This window comes from Mesorhizobium sp. M7A.F.Ca.CA.002.04.1.1 (assembly GCF_004022805.1).
GTDB classification, from domain to species: Bacteria; Pseudomonadota; Alphaproteobacteria; order Rhizobiales; family Rhizobiaceae; genus Mesorhizobium; species Mesorhizobium ciceri.
On the sequence record NZ_RZPL01000577.1, the window covers coordinates 1 to 3,816 of the forward strand.

The 3,816-nt window shown below is 61.8% G+C and carries 5 protein-coding genes; 1 reads left to right on the forward strand and 4 read right to left on the reverse strand.

From position 1 onward, the window contains the following. From ENZ75_RS24580 to ENZ75_RS24590, 3 genes are all read right to left on the reverse strand, one after another. The coding region (locus tag ENZ75_RS24580; protein WP_206617094.1) for a PAS-domain containing protein at nt 1-2,223 on the reverse strand (2,223 nt) is incomplete at its 3' end. A gap of 120 nt (nt 2,224-2,343) precedes the next feature. Next, complete coding sequence (locus ENZ75_RS24585) at nt 2,344-2,619, reverse strand: type II toxin-antitoxin system RelE/ParE family toxin (RefSeq protein ID WP_013533612.1); 276 nt, start codon at nt 2,617-2,619, stop codon at nt 2,344-2,346. Further along, on the reverse strand, nt 2,609-2,818 hold the full coding sequence (locus tag ENZ75_RS24590) for a hypothetical protein (protein WP_024503137.1): 210 nt from the start codon (nt 2,816-2,818) through the stop codon (nt 2,609-2,611). The genes ENZ75_RS24585 and ENZ75_RS24590 overlap by 11 nt, the downstream gene beginning before the upstream one ends. Nucleotides 2,819-3,217: 399 nt before the next feature. Between ENZ75_RS24590 and mscL the strand changes: the two genes are divergently transcribed. Beyond that, nucleotides 3,218-3,640: a large conductance mechanosensitive channel protein MscL gene (gene mscL / locus ENZ75_RS24595; RefSeq protein ID WP_013533610.1), complete on the forward strand. Its 423-nt coding sequence runs from the start codon at nt 3,218-3,220 to the stop codon at nt 3,638-3,640. Here mscL and ENZ75_RS34715 read toward each other — a convergent pair. Then, nucleotides 3,606-3,816, reverse strand: a 211-nt coding sequence (locus ENZ75_RS34715) for a hypothetical protein (RefSeq protein ID WP_206617095.1), incomplete at its 5' end; no start/stop codon positions are given. The genes mscL and ENZ75_RS34715 overlap by 35 nt on opposite strands.

Here is a 3,816-nt window from a genome sequence, read left to right on the forward strand (position 1 = left end):
GTCCGGCATCGGGTTGGAGCGCCGTTCCAGGATGCGGCCCGAGGTTTTCAGCTCCATCTGCCACGGGCTGACGAAGCTGGTCAGCCGGTTGAGCATGGCCACACGCTGATCGGCGGGAATGTCGCCGCGCTCGGCGAGATGGCGCAGGATGCGGTCGAGCGAGACGCCGACCTGGCCCATCTCGTCGGGCAGGTCGAACAGCGCCCGGTACTGGCGGTTCCAGCAGATCAGGCGGAAATCGCGATCGAAGACGGTGATGCCCTGTTCCATCTGGTCGAGCGCGATCTGCAAGAGGTCGCGGTTGTGCTGCAGCGCCTCGGTGGCGTCGTCGAGCAAGCGGAAGGCATCTCGGGATTCGCGGTCGTGGCGCCGAAACAGCAGCGACAGGATCAGCCGTGCCGAGGAGGAGCCGACGGCGCTGGCCAGCAGCTGCTCGGAAAAGCGGATGACGTCCATGCTCGCCTGTTCGTTGCCGTGCAGCGAGGTTCCGTTGGTCTTTTCGAACGACTGGAAAGAGCGCTCGGTGCGCTCGACGCCGAGATAGCGCCCGATCGTGTCCTTCAGGTCGTTGACGGTGATGGCGGTGCGGAAACGGCGCAGGCTGGGCATCGGGCCGGCATCGCGCGGCACGAAGATCGACGCCTGGATGCGTTCCAGCGGCACCGACGCGCGCGACAGCGAGCCAAGCACGAAAAACACCGCATTGATCGACAGGCTCCACAACACGCCGTGGTTCAGCGGTTCGGCGACGGTGCCGAACAGGGCCTGCGGCCGCAGCGCCTCGAAGCCGAACAGCCCGTGCACGATGATGCCGGTATCGGCCGCGGCAAGCGACGGCAGGAGCAGTGTGTAGCCCCAGACGAGGATGCCGGCGACCATGCCGAGTGCCGCACCCCGGCCGTTGGCGCCGCGCCAGATCAGCCCGCCGATCAGGGCGGGGGCGAACTGGGCGATGGCCGCGAACGACATCAGGCCGATCGACGACAGGCGCGCGCTGTTGGTGCTCTCGCGGTAATAGAGGAAGGCGATGAACAACAGGATGAAGATCGCCCCGCGCCGCACATTAAGGATCAGCGTCGACCAGTCCTCGGTCTCGGAGGTCGAGGTCTTGAGCAGGCGGCGCACGAACAGCGGAATGACGAGATCGTTGGAGATCATGATCGACAGCGCCACGCTTTCGACGATCACCATCGCCGTCGCCGCCGACAGGCCGCCGATGAAAGCCGCCATCGCCAGCACATCATGGCCGCTGAACAGGGGCAGCGACAGCACATAGAGATCGCTGCTGGTTCCGGTGCCGACCAGCGACAGGCCGGCGAAGGCGATCGGCAGCACGAACAGGTTGATCGCCACGAGGTAGAGCGGGAACACCCATGTCGCGGTGCGCAGTTCGGCCTCGCCGCGGTTTTCGACGATGGTGACGTAGAACTGCCGCGGCAGCATGATGATGGCAAAGCCGCTCAGGCACGTCAGCACCAGCCAGGTGGCGAGCGAGGTGTTGTAGCTCATCGCCTGCCGGACCTGCGCGTTCTCGGCGAGCTTGTCGAACATGTCGCCCGGGCCGCCGAAGATCAGGAAGGTGACCATCAGGCCGATCGCCAGGAAGGCGGCGAGCTTGACGACGGTTTCGACCGCCACCGCCAGCACCAGTCCGTCCTGGTGTTCGGTGGCGTCGGCGTGACGGGTTCCAAACAGCACCGCGAACAGCGCCAACAGCATGGCGACGACCAGCGAGATGTCGCTGACGAAGGGATCGAACGAAGGCGGCGATCCCGTATAGTGCTCGACCATCAGGCTGACCGAACCGGATATCGCCTTCAACTGCAGCGCGATATAGGGCACCGCGCCGATGGTGGCGATCAGCGTGGCGATCGCCGCGACGGTGAAACTCTTGCCGTAGCGTGCGCCGAGGAAATCAGCGATCGAGGTGATCTTCTCGGTCTTGGCCAGCCGCACGATACGGTTGAGCAGCGGGAAGCCGAAGACGAAGACGAGCACCGGGCCCGTATAGATGCCGAGGAATTCGAGGCCGCGTTCGGAAGAGAGACCGACCGAGCCGAAGAAAGTCCAGGATGTGCAGTAGATCGCGAGGCTGAGCGCATAGATGAAAGGCCGCCCCCGGCTCGGCTCGGAGATGGCCGAGCGGCGGTCGCCGAGGCTGGCGATGGCAAACAGCAGCGTCACATAGGCGACCGCGATGATGACGATGAACAAGCCCTGCACGCTTGGACTTTCCTCCTCTGCCGTCTTTCTATCCGGCTTGCCCGGACGCAACCACAGCTTGGCGTCCGAGTCCATTGCAGAGCTGTGCAGGACGGCTATCAGGGCGGCGCGTCGGTGTCGTTATGGTGAAGATCGCCGCTGAGCGCCGTGGAAAATACGGCCAATGACGACCTCCTCCAAACCCATGCGATAGAGGATGATGTGCTTGCCGTGGACGAACTGATGGGTCCTGCCTTCATAGAGCCGGCCCATACTCGGATAGTCGCCGAGCAACTCAAACACCGCGTCGAGTTCGCGCAGGTACTTTTCGGCCTGAGTGTGGCCGAAGTTTTCGAAGGTGTGTCGGTAAATGTCTTTCAGATCGCGTTCGGCGCGATGCGTTATCCTATGGCGCATGCGGGAGTTCGGCACGCGCTTCCCGAATAATGTCGTCGATCGACTTTTCGCTGACCGGGCTCTCAAAACCTTCGTTGATCGCCGCCTGAATCGCTTTCCGCTTCTCGTCGGGCGAAAGCGCGTCAAACCAAGCGCGCTGCTCCTTTGTTGGAGCCGCCCACGGATAAACATCAATGCTGATGGTTTCGAGCATGTTCATGAGAACATTATAGGCGAAAACGCCTATAATTTCCAGAAATTCAATGCTGGCTTTGCCGTGCCGTCAATGCGGGAAACCTTGCAAAGAGCGATTGATCGCTCGCGTCAACAACCAGGGGCCCATGCCGTGCTCGGCGGCAATCTGGTCCAGCGTGGTCGTTTTGCAGTGATTCGGCGGCATCTGTGTCGATTTGCATCGCGGGGATATGAAATTTCACGCCCTTGTACGCAACGCGTCAAATTCGGCAGAGCTGCCGCCCAAAGTGCCGTAAGGTAAGGAGAAAGCGGTTGTTTTCTCCCTTTTACCCATGTTGCGTCAGGAGGTTTTTGTTATGTTGCCTCAGGTCGATGCCGCAAGGACGGAAACGGCAGCTCGGCCAGTCACGACAAGGAGGGTCGAATGCTGAAAGAATTCCAGGAATTTATTTCCAAGGGCAATGTGATGGACCTTGCGGTCGGCGTCATCATCGGCGCGGCCTTCGGCAAGATCGTCGATTCCCTTGTTAACGATATCATCATGCCGATCGTCGGCGCGATTTTCGGCGGCTTGGACTTCAACAATTATTTCCTTGGCCTCTCCTCGGCCGTCAACGCCACCTCGCTGGCCGACGCCAAGAAGCAAGGCGCGGTCTTTGCCTACGGCAGCTTCATCACTGTCGCGTTGAACTTCCTCATCCTCGCTTTCATCATTTTCCTGATGGTCAAGGCGGTGAACAACATGCGCAAGCGGCTTGAGCGCGAGAAGCCCGCTGCACCGGCGGCTCCGCCGCCAGCCGACGTCGCGCTGCTCACCGAAATTCGCGATCTGCTCGCCAGGCGCTGACCACGGGCAGCATTGCTGGACCAAAACCCCGGTCGTTGGCGGCCGGGGTTTTCTGTTTTCGCATCTGGTAAGGACCGCTGACGAAAACCGCAGACCAAAAACGGATCCGCCCATGACCCTGATCGACAGCTTGCGCACCGAGGCCCGTGCGGCACCCGAAAGTGGCATTGTCGCCG